The sequence below is a fragment of the Sphingobium sp. LMA1-1-1.1 genome (assembly GCF_040676365.1).
Classification (GTDB): Bacteria; Pseudomonadota; Alphaproteobacteria; order Sphingomonadales; family Sphingomonadaceae; genus Sphingobium.
Map to the genome: position 1 here is coordinate 123,242 of NZ_JBEGHS010000012.1, position 13,780 is coordinate 137,021.

At 66.3% G+C, this 13,780-nt stretch carries 5 protein-coding genes; all 5 read left to right on the forward strand.

The genetic code is table 11. The features are described 5' to 3' along the window. Positions 1-150 precede the first annotated feature (150 nt). On the forward strand, positions 151-1,947 hold the full coding sequence (locus MRBLMA1_RS08110; protein WP_363736009.1) for a ShlB/FhaC/HecB family hemolysin secretion/activation protein: 1,797 nt from the start codon (positions 151-153) through the stop codon (positions 1,945-1,947). Continuing rightward, complete coding sequence (locus MRBLMA1_RS08115; RefSeq protein WP_363736010.1) at positions 1,947-8,444, forward strand: beta strand repeat-containing protein; 6,498 nt, start codon at positions 1,947-1,949, stop codon at positions 8,442-8,444. The genes MRBLMA1_RS08110 and MRBLMA1_RS08115 overlap by 1 nt, the downstream gene beginning before the upstream one ends. Before the next feature lie 111 nt (positions 8,445-8,555). Then, on the forward strand, positions 8,556-9,944 hold the full coding sequence (locus MRBLMA1_RS08120; RefSeq protein ID WP_363736011.1) for a multiheme c-type cytochrome: 1,389 nt from the start codon (positions 8,556-8,558) through the stop codon (positions 9,942-9,944). Then, positions 9,941-11,914 carry a heme-binding protein gene (locus tag MRBLMA1_RS08125; RefSeq protein WP_363736012.1) on the forward strand — a complete coding sequence of 658 codons (1,974 nt, stop codon included), beginning with the start codon at positions 9,941-9,943 and terminating at the stop codon, positions 11,912-11,914. Before MRBLMA1_RS08120 ends, MRBLMA1_RS08125 begins: the two co-directional genes overlap by 4 nt. A gap of 3 nt (positions 11,915-11,917) precedes the next feature. Beyond that, positions 11,918-13,741: a hypothetical protein gene (locus MRBLMA1_RS08130; protein ID WP_363736013.1), complete on the forward strand. Its 1,824-nt coding sequence runs from the start codon at positions 11,918-11,920 to the stop codon at positions 13,739-13,741. Positions 13,742-13,780 lie beyond the last annotated feature (39 nt).

Below are 13,780 nucleotides of genomic sequence, written 5' to 3' on the forward strand. Positions count from 1 at the left end.
TGTCGGGACGCGCCGGCGCTGTTAACCGGCGGTCAGTCGCGGGGAAAGGGTGATGGGCAAAAGCCCGCGCCTGAAGACAGGGAGTGAGGCAGCCCTAAGGGAAAGGCTGCCTTGGACCGTTTGGGGACAGATATGGGGAACAAGGGGCACATGCGGGCTTCCGCCTTGAGCGGATCGGCGGCGGCGCTGGCGCTGGTGCTGCCGATCGTCTTGCCTGTGGCGGCGGCGGCACAGGTCGCGCCACGCGCTCCGACGCGCGAGGAACTGACACGCGGGCAGTTGACGGACGAAGCGGCGACTCGGGGCAGCCGCCTCACCGTGGTCGGCGGCGTCGAACGCGCGCCATGCCCCTTGGCCGATCCCCGCTATGCGAGCGTTCAGGTCAATTTCGCCGATGTCCGTTTCGAGGGACTGCGCATAGTCGATCCGGCCGCGCTGGAGGATAGCTGGCGCGAATTTGCCGGGCGCGAAGTGCCCATAGCGACCTTGTGCGAAGTGCGCGACCGGGCCGCAACCATGCTGCGGCAGATGGGCTATCTGGCGGCCGTGCAGGTTCCGCCCCAGCGCATAGAGAAGGGTGGGACCGTCCGCTTCGACATTTTCATGGCCCGTCTGGTGGCGGTGGAGGTGCGCGGCGACGCGGGCAACAGCGAAAGGCTGATCGCCGCCCATATGGAAGTGTTGAAGGGTCAGCCGGTCTTCAACGTGCGCGACGCGGAACGGCATCTGCTGCTGGCCCGCGACCTGCCAGGCTATGATGTTCGCCTCGCCCTGCGCCCCGCCGGTACGGCGCCGGGGGAAGTGGTGGGCGAGGTGCAGGTGGTGCGCCAGCGCGTTCAACTGGACGTCAATGTCCAGAATTACGGCAGCAACGCTGTCGGCCGCTTCGGCGGGCTGGCGCGGGTGCGCTTCAACGACATGACCGGGCTGGGCGACAGCACATTGTTCAGCATCTTCAACACCGCTCAACCGAGCGAACAGACGGTGCTGCAGGTCGGGCACAGCATGGCACTTGGCAGCGATGGGCTGCGCCTGTCGGGCGACCTCACTTACGCTTGGAGCAAGCCGGGAATCCGCGGCGTCCCGCTGTCATCGGAAACCATGATAGCCACGGCGGGGCTCGCCTATCCGCTGGTGCGGCGTCAGGCGCGCACCCTGCTTGCGACGGGCGGCCTGGAGGTCGTCAACCAGGATCTGCGTTTCGGCACCGCCACCCCCAAGATACCGCTGTCCCGCGACCGGCTGCGCGTGCTGTTCCTGCGGCTGGAGGGGGAATTGATCGATCCCGAGAGCATCGTCAGCACGATCGGCTATTCCGGCGTGGAGCCTCGCTGGCGGCTGGGCGGGATGGCCGAGCTGCGCCAGGGGATCGAGGGGCTGGGCGCGAGCGAAACGTGCGGCGCGGCATTCGTCAACTGCGCCTTCCCCAGAACGCCGATCAGCCAGTTGGACGGCGATCCTTCAGCCTTCGTGCTGCGAGCGAGTGTCCAGGCGGAGTATCGGCCGCGCCCGGACCTGACCTTCGCATTGTCGCCCAGGGCGCAATATAGCCCTGACGTGTTGCTTTCCTATGAGCAGATGAGCGCTGGCAATTATACCGTTGGCCGCGGTTATGATCCCGGCGTCATCACCGGCGACAGTGGCCTGGGGATCGGAGCGGAACTGCGCTACGGGCGAATCACGCCACGGGAGCCAGGCGCGATCGCGCTCCAGCCCTTTCTTTTCTTCGATGCGGCCTGGATGTGGCATCACAGCGCCAATTTCGCCGGACTTGATCCGCAGAAACTCTATTCGGCGGGCGGCGGTCTGCGCGCGACATGGGACAATCATGCGCGGCTCGACCTGACGGTGGCGACGCCACTGCGCAAGGCGGGTTTCCAGACCGACAGGGGCGCTACGCGGCTGCTCCTTTCCCTGACCACGCAAATCCTGCCATGGAGGCGTTGATGAGGACGAAGCATGGCGCTTTCTCGCTCTGGACATTGCTGGGCCGCACCAGCGCGGTTGCACTCGCGGTCGGTCTGGGGGCCGGCGCCGCAGTGGGCCAGAAAGCGTTTCAAGGCAGCTATACGCCAAATCCCGACGTCTATATCTCGCAGGGCAGTTCCCCTGGAAACGATGCGATCTCGCTGAACTCGACACAAGCGGTCATTGACTGGACGCCCGATGATAGGGGGGCGGCCAGCGCCGGCACGATCGACTTCCTGCCTCAGGGCAGGACGGTCACATTCAGTTCTTTCAGCGACTTCACGGTTCTGAACCGCATCCTGCCTCTGGATGGCAATGGCCTGCCCGTATCGCGCGTGATCGCGCTCAACGGCACGGTGCAGAGCCAGATCATCGGCAGCCCGACCACCACCGGCGGATCAGTCTGGTTCTATGCGCCGGGCGGCATCATCGCGGGCGCCAATAGTGTCTTCAACGTCGGGTCGCTGGTCCTGACCACCAACGCGATCGACACAAGCAACGGACTTGACAGGAACAATATCCGTTTCGTGGGTCCGGCGGGCAGCACATCCTCGGTCGAACTGCTTCAGGGCGCTCAGGTCAACGCGCTTTCATCCGGCAGCTATGTGGCGCTGGTCGCGCCGCGCGTGGTGCAGGGCGGAACCGTCAACGTCAATGGTTCAGCCGCCTATGTCGCCGCGGAAGCCGCCGATATCAGGATCAACAACGGCCTGTTCGACATCGCGATCACGGCCGGCACCACCGATGCCAACGGCGTCGTCCACAGCGGCACGACAACCGGCCCGGCCTCGACCGGCGGTACGGATTTGCAGCGCGTCTTCATGGTCGCGGTGCCGAAGAACAATGCGCTGACCATGCTGCTGTCGGGCAATGTCGGCTATACTCCCGCAACGTCGGTGACACCGGACGGCAGCGCCATCGTCCTTTCGGCCGGGTCGGACATCGTCCATGACGCCGGCGGCAACCTGATCGTGACGCGCAATGCCACCGCGACGGCCGCCGCAGGTTTCAGCATCGGGTCAGGCGACTGGCAAAACGACGTGACCGGCGCGGCGACCGGCGACATCGTCATCCGCCCTGCCACGGCCACTCATTTCCTGGGCAATGTCGCGCTTTCCGCCGAACGCAGCATCACCCTGCAGGCCGACCAGTCCGGCACGATCACCGTCGACCGCGACATGAACCTGAAAGCCGGCAACGGGGGCACAGGCGGGCGCATCGACCTGCTGGCCTTCGGCGGCAGCGGCGCGCCCTCCACCAACGGACAGATCGGCGTTACCGGCACGCTGTATCTGGATGCCAGCGCGGATGGCGAAGCGGGCGTCAGTTCGGTACCCCTGGTCGGCGGCGACGCCAATGGCGGCGTCATCAATCTGATCGCCACCGGCGGATCGATCACCGCCGCCAGCCTGACGGCAAATGCGGTGGGCTATGCGGGTTATGGCAGCGACAGGTCCGGCAACGCGACAGGCGGATCGATCACCCTCTCAGCACTGACCGCTGCCGGGCCCTCCGGCACGGAAGGAGGGAGCCTGGGCTTCGGCAGCACCACGCTCGACGCCTCGGCGGGAACGGCGTTCCAGGTGTCGGTGCCGCCGGTGGACGGCGGCAATGCCGTTGGCGGCAGCATCGCGATCAACGGCACGTCCGGCGCCTTCATACAGGGTGGCCTGGATCTGGGCACCGTTCGGGCCACAGCGCAGGCGACAGGCGGCATCGCGAGCACGGGCGCGGCGGGCAGCGCGACGGGCGGCGATATCCGGGTCGCCATCTCCGCGGGCAGGCACGATTGGACAAGCTTCTTCGCTGACGTCAGCACCGCGCCGGGCTATGCGACGGACGGCGGCAGCTATGGCGCGGCGATCCCCGGCGCAACCGGCATCGACATCGATGTGGGCGGCACGGGCAGCCTGAATATCCTCACATCCGTTTCGCTCTACGCCGATGCGACGGCCTATGGCGGAGGGGCGTCGGGCGGCACGCTGCGGGGCGGGCGGATCAACATTTCGGCGCATGATGGCGGCGGCCTCGCGATCGCGCAGGACCTGTTCGCCACTGCTGACGCCTTCGGCTTTGCCGCCTTTGCGGGATCGACCTTCCTGACGCCGCGCACTGCCGACGCCCTGGGCGGAAGCATCACCATCGGCGCTGCGGGCGGCAGTTTCAGCGCGGCAGGGCTCTATGCCAGCGCGGGTGGCTTTGCCGGCGATGCGCCCGGCCTGGCGGGCAGCGGGACGGGCGGGGACGTGACCCTGTTCGCCAGTGCATCGGGCGGGCAGCGAGGCAGTTTCTCGCTCAGCGACTGCCCCAGCTACTCGTGCCGCATCTCCGCCAATGGCGGGGGCGCATCGGGCGCGGATGGATCGAACGGCACGGGCGGATCGGTCCTGCTCTACGCCAGCGATGGCGACTTTTCGGCGCTGGGCGACATGACGCTGCAAGCCAATGGCGTCGGCAGCAGCGCAGCTTCGGATGGTGTCGCGGGTCGCGGCGGCGACGGGCTGGGCGGCAGCATTCTTGTGGAAAACCGGGTAGGCTCGGCAGGTGACGGCGCTTTGCGCTTCGGCAACCTCTATCTGTCGGCGGAGGGTGCTTCGGCGCCCCCGATCGATGGCATAACGTTCAACGGTGGCGATGCCGGCAATGGCACTGGCGGCACGATCAACGTCAACATATTGGCGGGCAGCCTGACGGCCGATCTGGTGGATGCGAGAGCGAACGGCTCTGGCGGCGCCGCCGGCGAAAACTGCCTTATATGCGAAGGCGGCGGCACAACGTCCTTCCGTGCAGGCAACGGGCAGGGCGGTACGGCAGATTTCCTTATCGCGGGCGGCGGTGCCACTCTCGGCACGCTGCTGCTGAGCGCGCAGGGCACCGGCGGGGAGGCGGACGGTGCGAATAGTCCATCATCAGCCGCGGCGATCGCGGGGGCGGGCCTTGGCGGCAACGCTGCGCTGCAATCGCGCGGCGGGACGCTGGGACTGACGACGCTTGGCATCGATGCGGGCGGCACCGGCGGCATGGGCTATCCGGTCTTTCAGGCCGACGGCGCGGATGGCGGAACCGGCACGGGCGGTACTGCCGGGTTGCTGTTGGCTGCGGGAAGCAGTGGGGCCGTCACGATCACGGGCGCGACTATCGTCCGCGCAACGGGCAAGGGTGGCGATGGCGCGGAAACAGGCGCCGACGGCGCCGGATTTTATCGCGCCGGCGCAGGCGGTCTTGGCACGGGCGGGACGGCGGACGTGACGCTGGCGGGTGGCGTGCTGACCGCGCCGTCGCTGCTGATCTCGGCGGAGGGCATGGGCGGCGCTGGCGGCAATAATGGCAGCGACGGACCCGGCGCGGCGGCCGGCGACGGGCTGGGCGGTACAGCAGCTTTTTCCTATCTGAACGAAGGCCATGCCATTGGCACTGTCACCGTCGATGCCGACGGGATTGGCGGTCAGGCGGGTAATAGCGGCTTCAGCAGCTTCGACAATAATGGCAACTCGATTTTCTTCTACGGCACTACGGGCGGCGGTGCGGGTGGCCGGGGAACGGGCGGCAGCGCCGCGATGCTCGTCGACGTCGATCCCCTTTTCGCGAACCTGACCGTCAGTGCCGACGGCATCGGCAGCATGGGCGGCGGTGGCGGGACCGGCGGCGCGGGTGGCGTCGGAATGGGCGGCGCCGCGACACTCGGCCTCTCATTCGGCGCGACGACAGTGAGCGGGACGCTGCGCGTCACCGCTGCCGGTCTGGGCGGTACAGGCGGCACGGGCTATGATGGCAGCGGCGGGCGCGGCGGCGATGCATTCGGTGGAAGCGCGTCGCTGGGCCTGACCGGACCCTCGACCCTGCTGGATGCCGGCGACATCGGCGTGCTGGCGGAAGCGATCGGCGGGGCAGGCGGCCAAAGCGGCGTGCGCAGCGGCGCGGGTCTTTTGGGTGCGGACGGCGGCAATGCGACCGGCGGCGCGGCCTTGTTCGCGCTTGGCTCCGGCGCGACGGCGACGACTGGACTGGCGCTGCGCATCAGCGGCGATGCGACAGGCGGCGATGGCGCTCTTGGCACCGCCGGGCCGATCGGCGGCAATGGCGGAGCGGGCGGCAATGGCCTGGCTGGCTCGGCGACATTACGGATTGCGGATGCGCGCATTGTGCTGGGCAGCGCCTTGCCTCAAATGCCCGCTTACAGCATCACTTCAAATGGCCAGGGCGGGCTCGGCGCCGATGGCAGCGTGGGTAGCAATGCGGGCCTGTCCGGCGGTCTGGGCGGCAACGGTGGAAACGGCACGGGCGGCCTTGCGGCGTTCGATTCCAGCAATGGCGATTATGTGCTCGGCGGCATGACCTTGCGCGCGGACGGACAGGGGGGACTGGGCGGAATCGGCGGCAAAGCGCCGGGCGGCGCTTCTGCCGGTGGCGTCACCGGTCTGGGCAGCGGCGGCACCGCCAGCTTCGCCAATCGTGACGGCGGCTTGCTGTCACCGGGCGCGCAGCGGTTGATCGACGCATTGTTGATGAGCGCGAGTGGAGACGCGAGCGGTCTCGTCAGCCTGACCGACGGCAGCACGGCCACCAATGGTGGACTGAGGGTCACTGGATCGGTCCGGCTTTCCAGTCTCGGCATCCCGACCGCCGGCTTTTCGGGCGTTTCCGTGGGCGCAACCAACGTTGTGCGGATCGGTGGCAATGCCGACCTCGTGAGCGACGGGCCACTCTCCTTCGCTTTCGCTGGGGCTGGCGATATCATGGTGACCGGTGCGCTGACGGGCGTGTCGGGAACAGGCATCGATTTCAGCCATGTCGGGCGGCCGCAGGGCAGCGACAGCATTTTTGCGGACAGCATCCTTTTCACCGCGCCGGGCAACATCACCATGTCCTCGGCGGGCAGTCTGCGCGCGGTCAACAATCTGACGATCCTCAGCGCGGCGGGCAATATCAATCTCGCCGCCGGCAGCGTGCTGACCGCTGGCGGAAATCTGACGCTGTCCGCGCAGGGGATCAACGCCGCCAGCCTGGTTGCTGGCGGTCAGAGCCTGTTGGATGCGGGCGCCGGCAGCCTGGTGGTGGACGATATCGCATCGGCGGGTGCGATCACGGCGAGTGGCGGCGCGGTCAGCCTGGGCGCGACGGGCGGCATGACGATAGCGCAGGCGACGGCATCGACAGGAGCGCTGCTGCTGAATGCGGGCGGCGCTCTGTCCATCGCCGATGCCAGTGCTGCAACCGGCATGACCCTCTCCGGCGGATCGATCAATGCGACCAGACTTTCGGCCGGAGATTCGCTGACGGCCACGGCTGCTAGTTCGGCAATTTTCGGCGATGTGATATCGCTGGCGGGCGACATCCTGTTGAATGGCGGGGGCCTGCTGACGCTGACCGGTTCCGCATCTGCCCGGACGATTACGATCGGATCGCGCGACATTGTCCTGGGCGGTTCGGCCCAGCTCGGCAGCGTGAACGGAACGAGCCAAGTCATCTTCAATGCCATCAACCTGCAGCAGCCGGCCTATATTGGCGGGAATGACGTCGCCGGAACCTACAGCCTGTCAGCGGCGGAACTGGCGCGGGTAACGGCGACGCAGATCGCCTTCAATGCCCCGGCGCGCGGCGTTGCGGGATCGCCGGACATCATCGTGCAGGACCTGACACTGGCCGCGGCCAATCTGGCGAGCGGCGGGATGCTGACGATCGGCACCAGCGGGCATCTGCGCGTCCAGGGCGCGGTGCGGCTGACCGGGCGATCAGGGCAAGGAGGGCTGGCCCTCACGGCAGGCCGACGGCTGGAAATCATAGCCGGCGCCGGCCTGATCGACATCAGCGACGGCAATGGCGCACTGGGCGGCGTGCTGACGCTCGACAGCCCAATCATCATGGCGGCATCTCTTTCGGCCATAGCGGACATCGGTTCCACAGGATCGATCACCGCCAGGGATTTGCGCCTGGCGCAGAATGACGGACCGGTCGACGATGCCGGCATCCTGCGTGCAGGAACAATCCGGGCCAATGCGTCCCAGGCCTTCTTCATCCAGAATAGTGGCCTCTCCGTAGCGATCCCGGACCGGCGTGGCTTCACGGCCAATAATCTGGTGATCGGTTCCCAGGGTCCGGCTTTGCAGATCGCCATCAATGGGCGGCTGGCCCTCTCGACGGGGGTGTTCGCGCAGGGCCTGGAAACGATCCCGCTGGTCGCCGTCAACGGCGGCTATGCCTTGGGATCGAGGATCAACGGTTGCCTCATCGGCAGCCCCGCTGCCTGCACCAGCGTCAGCTTCGACAGCCGCGACACATGGAACGGCGTGCTGGACCCTTCGGTATCGGTCAGCCGCATCTTCACCCTGTCCCTGATCGAACTGCGCGACATCGTCACACAGGGCTATCCGCCCCTGATTGACGAACCTGTGACAGGCGCGGGCAATGAGGATCTTTGGGAACGCTCCTGCGGTGGACCTGACGAAGCGGGCTGCGGGGACGGTGGTGCGCACTGATCGGGCGGCGCGGGCAAAACGTGATTGAAACAACGGGTTGATCCCGTAGAGAGAAATGCGCGGCTGACGCAGGGGAAACTGCCCGAATCAGCCTGCACGGGGGCGTGACAAATGAGGGGCAAGGTCGGGGTGATAGGCAGGTCCTTGGGCGGGATGGCGCTGGGCGCCATGCTGCTGGGATGGCTGCTGCTGTCCGCTCTGCCGGGTGCAGGTTCGGGTGTGGCGGATGCCGCGTCGGCTGTTCGCACCTATACTGGCGTCGCTTCCTGCGCCGGTTCCACCTGCCACGGCCGGATGGAAGGCGACGGCAAGGTCGTACGCCAGGATGAACTTATGCGCTGGCAGGAGCCTTCGACGCCGGGCGGCGCCCATAGCCGCGCCTTCGCGGTGCTGAACGGCACGCGGGGGCGACAGATCGCAGTGACGCTGGGACTGGGCGACCCATCCTCTGCGCCCGCGTGCCTTGGCTGCCACTCCACGCCGGCCGCAGCGCGCGGCACGCGTTTTCTGGCGCAGGACGGCGTCGGCTGCGAGGCGTGCCATGGCGCGGCAGGCGGCTGGATCGCGTCCCATTATGCGGTGGGCGCAAGCCATGCCGCCAATGTCGCAGCCGGCATGACCCCACTCGACCAGCCGGAGACGAGGGCATCGGTCTGCCTCGACTGTCATTTCGGCAGTGCACGGGACGGTCAGTTCGTGACGCATCGGATCATGGCGGCAGGCCATCCACGCATCTCCTTTGAGCTCGACCTCTTCTCATCGATGCAGGCGCATCATGATGAAGATGCCGATTACGCACGACGCAAGGGGCGGACTGACAGCCTGAAGCTCTGGGCCGTGGGGCAGGCGATGGCGGTGGAACGCGCCCTGGCCCTCTATGCCGGTTCACGGGGCACGGAGGGGACTTTCCCCGAATTCTACTTTTTCGATTGCCAGAGCTGTCACCGCCGCATCTATGACCAGGCGGAACGCAGCAAGACCTGGGAAGCCAATCCGGGCCGCCCGATCCCGGCAGGCATGCCCCCCTTCAATGATGAGAACATGATCCTGCTGTCCGCGGCGGCGCGCGTGGCAGCGCCGGGACTTGCGGGGCGTTTCGACGCCGACAGCCGATCGTTCCACGCGGCAATCGCGCGGGATCGCCCTGCGGCGATAGCTGCCGCTGGCAAACTGGCAGGCAGCGCGCGGGCCCTGGCCGATGCCTTTGCCGCTGGGGGAATGCGGGGCGACATGGCCTTCGCCATCGTGCGCGAGATTGCGGGCAGCGCCATATCGCCGCGCTTCACCGATTATGAAGGATCCGTGCAGGCCGTCATGGCGATCGATACATTGCTCAACAGCCTGGTGAAATCCGGACGCGTCACCGTGGGCGCGGCGGCGGGGATCAGGGCGGACGTCAACCGCGCCTATACCGCGGTCAAGGAACCGAACAGCTATCGCCCCGGAGATTTCCGTGCATCTCTTGGCAGCGCGGCGCGCGGTATCGGGGCGCTGCAATGAGGGGCAGGCTCCACCGGTTGAGCGCACTGGCCGCTAGCGCGGTACTGGTTCTTGCCTCCTGCGGCGGCGGTGGAGGAGGGGGTGGCAGCGGCGGCGGTACGTCGACGCCTGCGCCAACGCCGACACCGTCCAGCTTCTACGCAGCGCCTGCGCAGGAGTCGCTTACGATAGCGGATGTCGAAACCGTGGTGGCGCATGCCGTTGCGGAGGCGAAGGCGCGCAATCTGCCCGCCGTGGTCGCCGTGACCGACCGGGTGGGCAATGTGCTCGCGATATTCCGCATGGCGGGGGCACGCGCCAGTGCCATCACCAGCGCGGCGCCCAATGGTGATAATATCGACGCGCAGAACCTGACCGTTCCCGCCGAGGCCGGCGCCATCGCCAAGGCGATCACCGGCGCCTATCTGTCGAGCGGCGGCAACGCCTTTTCCACCCGCACGGCGAGCATGATCGTCCAGCAGCATTTCCCGCCGGCACCGACCACCGCCGGGCTGGAAAGCGGGCCGCTGTTCGGGGTGCAGTTCAGCCAGTTGCCCTGTTCCGACCTGTCGGCGCGCTTTGTCTCGTCCGGCTCACAGGCGATGATCGGGCCGAAGCGCTCTCCATTGGGGCTGGCAGCCGATCCAGGGGGCTTTCCGCTCTACAAGAATGGCGCGGTGGTTGGCGGCATCGGCGTCATGGCGGACGGGGTCTATGGCTCCGACAGCAATGTCCTTGATGATGATAATGATCCTGAGGAATATGTCGCGCTGGCGGGAACCCTGGGGTTTGAGGCGCCTGAGGCTATCCGCGCCGATCGCATCACGGTGGACGGCACTTCGCTGCGCTATTCCGATGCAGCCTATTCCGGCCTGATCGCGACGGGTGCCGTGAGTTTTGCCGCGATCAACGGAAGTGAGGGTTCGCTGGTCACGGTGCGCGGCTATTATGGCGATCCGGCGCCTGCGATCCTGCCCGGCGTCGCCTATGGCACGGAGGCGTCTGGCATCCGGCCGGCGCGATCAGCCGAATTTTCCAATATGGACGCCTTCGTGCTGACGGACGGATCGGGCAATGACCGCTTCCCGATACGCGCCGGGACCGACGGTGGCGATGTGGCGCAGCCGCTCACTACGGCGGAAGTGACGGCGATCCTTGAAGAAGCCTTCGCCGTCATGAGCCGGGCCAGGGCGCAGATCCGCCAACCGCTGGACAGTCGGGCGCAGGTGACGATCAGCCTGGTCGATACGCGCGGGCAGGCGCTGGGGATCGTCCGATCGCCCGATGCGCCAATCTTCGGCACCGACGTCAGCCTGCAAAAGGCGCGCACGGCGGCTTTCTTCTCCGGTGCCCATGCGGCGGCAGACCTGTCGGCGAGCAGCAGCGCCGATGTCGCCGCCTTCGTCGGCAAGGCGCGGACGTTCCTCAACGATCCCTCCGCGCTGACCGGGCAGCATGCCTTTACCGATCGCGCCAATGGCAATCTTTCCCGACCCTATTTCCCCGATGGGGAGGTCGGGCGGCCGAACGGACCCTTCTCGCGTCCCATCGCGCAGTTCAATCCCTTCTCCACCGGCCTGCAATCTGCGCTGGTGGTGGGCGACCTTGCCGCACATCTCGCTTATGTGACGGGCGCGAGCGCAACCGACACGCCCCAGCGCTGCTCGGCTGTCCCGACCGTGTCCAACCGGAACCGGGTGCAGAACGGCATTCAGATCTTTCCTGGTTCCGTACCCATTTATCGCGGCAATGTTCTGGTCGGCGGCATCGGCGTATCGGGCGACGGCATCGATCAGGACGACATGATCAGCTTTCTTGGCCTGCACAATGGCGGTGCGCGCGTCGGCGGGATCGGCAACGCGCCCGCCGCGATCCGCGCTGATCAGATCGTCGTCGATCTGGGCAATGCGACGGTGCGGCTGCGCTATGTAAGCTGTCCCTTTGCGCCGTTCCTTGGCAGCGCATCGCAAAATGTCTGCGCGGGGCTGTAGGGCATGGGTCTCGTCTCCCTCCTGCCCCTGTTCGCGCTGGCGCAGCCGGGCGAGCCGGTGCCACCGCCTCCGCCGGATAATTGGCAGGAGATACTGGACGCCGACGGCCAGTCCATAGAGGGTCGCCGTCGCCCCGGATATGAGCCGCCGTTGCCCGACGCGGTGACGCAGGACAACAAAGGCGCGGTCCGCGCGCCTCCGCCAGAGGCCTTTCCGACCGATCAGATTCCAATCCCGGACCGCTGGCGCCTGATAGAGAGCCTGGGCTTGGTGAAGGAACGCTGGTTCGACCCCTATAACCAGAACACACTCAAGGGCGATCGTCCCATCGACCGCGAAAAGGTGAAGTGGTTGCCGATCAAGGGCGACGACTGGTTCTTCGTCGCCAATGCGGTGAGCGATACGGTGCTGGAGCCGCGGTCCTTTCCAATCCCGGTCGGGGTGCAGACGACGGAGCGGCCGGGCAGCATCAATGTCTTCGGCAAGGATGCGAGCTACATTTTCAGCCAGACCTTCATCGGCGGCGTGGCCCTCATCAAGGGGGCGACCGCCTTCAAGCCGCCGGAGATCGAATATCGCCTGACACTGGCGCTCAACGTCAATCATGCCAACGTGCCTGAGCGTCGCGTGCTGTTCGTGCAGCCATCCAGGCCGTCCCATCGGACCGATCATTTTCTGGGCGTGCAGGAAGCTTTTGTCGACTATCACCTTGCCAACACGTCCGATCGCTACGACTTTCGGTCGTTGCGCGTCGGCATCCAGCCCTTTCAGTCGGATTTTCGCGGTTTCCTGTTCAATGACCAGCAACTGGGAATCCGTCTGTTCGGCAATCGCGACAATAACCGCTTCCAGTTCAATCTGGCCGCCTTTTGGCGATTGGAGAAGGACACCAACAGCGGCCTCAATTCGGTTGTGCAGTCACCGCGCCGGGACTGGATATTCCTGGCCAATCTCTATCGCCAGGACTTCCTGATCCCTGGCCTGACCAGCCAGATCACCGCCGTCTACAACATGAACCGCGAGAAGCGGGACATCGAGATCGACGATAACGGCTTTCCGGTCCGTCCGGCGCTGCTCGGCGACCTGCGCGGGCGGGAATATGATGTCGTCTATCTGGGGTATAATGCGGACGGACGGATCGGGCGGGTGAACCTGACGGGGTCGCTCTATGGCGCACTGGGAGAGGATCGCAACAGCTTCTTCACCTCGCGTCCCGCGCAGATCAGGGCGTTCTTCGCGGCGGCCGAAGCGAGCATCGACAAGGACTGGATGCGGTTCCGCATCTCGGGCCTGTACGCCAGCGGCGATGGTGACCCTCATGACAATCGCGAAAACGGGTTCGATGCGATTTTCGAAAACCCAGTCTTTGCGGGAGCCGACACCAGCTACTGGATCAGGCAGTCCATTCCCTTCGCCGGCGGCGGGCGCGTCATTGGAATCAACGGACGGAACGGAATCTTGAACTCCCTGCGCTCCTCGAAGGAACAGGGCCAGTCGAACTTCAACAATCCCGGCACCATCCTGCTCGGCGCCGGCGGCGACTTCGACCTGATGCCGGAACTTCGCCTGTCGGCCAACGCCAACCATCTATGGTTCCAGAATACGGCAACGCTCCAGGCGCTGCGCAATGAGGGCAGCATTCCCAGGTCCATCGGCTGGGATCTGTCGACCGCCGCGATCTGGCGACCCAAGGCGACGCAGAACGTCGTCTTCCGCCTGTCGGGTGCAACCCTGTTGCCCGGCGCGGGATTTCGCGACCTTTTCACCAACAGCGAGCGCAACCGAAACTATTATTCGGTGCTCGCAAATCTGATCCTGAGTTACTGATGCACCGGCTTGCTGCCTCCCTATCGAATTATCGTGCTC

Bases quoted from the DNA above. Each gene is read 5' to 3' on its own strand.
- MRBLMA1_RS08130 (WP_363736013.1), top strand. From the start codon at position 11,918: ATGGGTCTCGTCTCCCTCCTGCCCCTGTTCGCGCTGGCGCAGCCGGGC.
- MRBLMA1_RS08120 (WP_363736011.1), top strand. From the start codon at position 8,556: ATGAGGGGCAAGGTCGGGGTGATAGGCAGGTCCTTGGGCGGGATGGCG.
- MRBLMA1_RS08125 (WP_363736012.1), top strand. From the start codon at position 9,941: ATGAGGGGCAGGCTCCACCGGTTGAGCGCACTGGCCGCTAGCGCGGTA.
- MRBLMA1_RS08110 (WP_363736009.1), top strand. From the start codon at position 151: ATGCGGGCTTCCGCCTTGAGCGGATCGGCGGCGGCGCTGGCGCTGGTG.
- MRBLMA1_RS08115 (WP_363736010.1), top strand. From the start codon at position 1,947: ATGAGGACGAAGCATGGCGCTTTCTCGCTCTGGACATTGCTGGGCCGC.